Below are 1,480 nucleotides of genomic sequence, written 5' to 3'. Positions count from 1 at the left end.
CTGTATGACTTTCTCACATCGACACCGCCACGGCTTCAGCACCTCGTGTCTGGTGGTAGCATTCGGTGGTACACTCGCTTCACCCCCAGCGGGTGGAAGTGAGGTCGGCGATGGAAGAACAGTGGATTGCGGATCGCGCCGCGCTGCGTGCCTTCCTCCAGGCGCATCCGGATTGGTCGCACCCCCAGCTGGCTCGCGCGATCGGCCGGTCGGTGAGTTGGGTCAAGAAATGGCGGCATCGCTTACGCACGGCCCCGCCTGACGATCCCGCCGTGTTGTGGAGTCGTTCGCGCGCCCGCCACACCCCACCCGCGAAGACCCATCCCCTGGTCGTCGAGCGCCTGCTTACCCTGCGCGATGAGTTGCCCACGACCCTCCATCGCACCCCCGGCCCGCGGGCCTTGCAGTACTATCTCGCCCACGATGCGGAGTTAGCCGCCCAGGATCTCACCCCACCCCGCTCCACCGCCACGATCTGGCGGATCTTGCGGAAGTACGGGCGCATCCTGCCGCGCGTCCCGCAGCCGAAGGAACCCCTGGATCGACCACCCCCGCTCACCACCTGGCAACTCGATTTCAAAGACGCCGCCACGGTCCCGGCTGATCCCAACGGCAAACGCCAGCATGTCGTCGAGGTTCTCAACACCATCGATACGGGCACCTCGATCTTGCTGGATGCCCAAGTGCGCGGTGATTTTGTCGCCGAAACCGCCCTGGAAGCCGTGGCCGACCTCGTCCAGCGGCACGGGGTCCCGCAGCAGATCACCTTTGACCGCGATCCGCGATTCGTGGGCAGCGCCAGCGCACGCGATTTTCCCTCCGCCTTTGTGCGCTTCTGGCTGTGTCTCGGGGTGGCGGTAGAGGTCTGTCTGCCGCATCATCCTGAGCAGAATGGATTCGTCGAACGGTACCACCGCACCTTCAAGGAAGAATGTTTACAGATCTACCAGCCGACGACCGAGGCGCAGGTGCGCAGCATTACGACCCACTTCCACCGCTTCTACAACGAGGAGCGGCCCCACCAGGGACTGAGTTGCCGCAATTAGCCACCCCGCAGCGCGTTTCCTGTCCTCCCGACCTTGCCACCTGTGCCGTCGGAGGTGGACCCGGATCGCTGGCTGACCATGCTGCATGGGCGATGCTACACCCGGCGGGTCGATGCGCATGGCAGTGTGACGGTGGCGGATGCGCACTACTACATTCGGCACGCGCTTAGGGGGCAGTATGTGCTGCTCCAGATCGATGCCGACGCCCGGGAGTTCGTGGTGTATCACCAACAACAGGCGATCAAACGGCTGCCGGTCAAAGGGCGAGTGGGGCAACGGGTGTCGTTCACGCAGTGGGTCGAGCAGCTCAGTCAGCAGGCGCGGCAGGATCACTTCCGTCAGTGGCGCGAGCAACGGCGCGCCCAGGCCGGAAGCTCGCCAGCGGACCCGATGTGCTAAAGTCGCGGCGGTGTCGATGTGAGAAAGTCATACAG

Annotated in this window: 2 protein-coding genes; both read left to right on the top strand. The window is 64.4% G+C overall.

Translation table 11 applies throughout. The annotated features are described in order from the left end of the window. Window positions 1-110 precede the first annotated feature (110 nt). Window positions 111-1,046 (top strand): integrase core domain-containing protein, encoded by a 936-nt coding sequence (locus VFZ66_03355; GenBank protein HEX6288196.1) that lies wholly within the window; start codon window positions 111-113, stop codon window positions 1,044-1,046. Between the two features lie 78 nt (window positions 1,047-1,124). Beyond that, a complete protein-coding gene (locus tag VFZ66_03350) occupies window positions 1,125-1,445 on the top strand; it encodes a hypothetical protein (GenBank protein ID HEX6288195.1) in 321 nt (106 codons plus the stop codon). Window positions 1,446-1,480: the final 35 nt, after the last annotated feature.

This window comes from Herpetosiphonaceae bacterium (assembly GCA_036374795.1).
GTDB lineage: Bacteria > Chloroflexota > Chloroflexia > Chloroflexales > Kallotenuaceae > LB3-1.
Note: the sequence above shows the minus strand (reverse complement) of the source record. Positions and strands in the feature narration are given on the sequence as shown.

Bases quoted from the DNA above. Each gene is read 5' to 3' on its own strand.
- VFZ66_03350 (HEX6288195.1), top strand. From the start codon at position 1,125: ATGCTGCATGGGCGATGCTACACCCGGCGGGTCGATGCGCATGGCAGT.
- VFZ66_03355 (HEX6288196.1), top strand. From the start codon at position 111: ATGGAAGAACAGTGGATTGCGGATCGCGCCGCGCTGCGTGCCTTCCTC.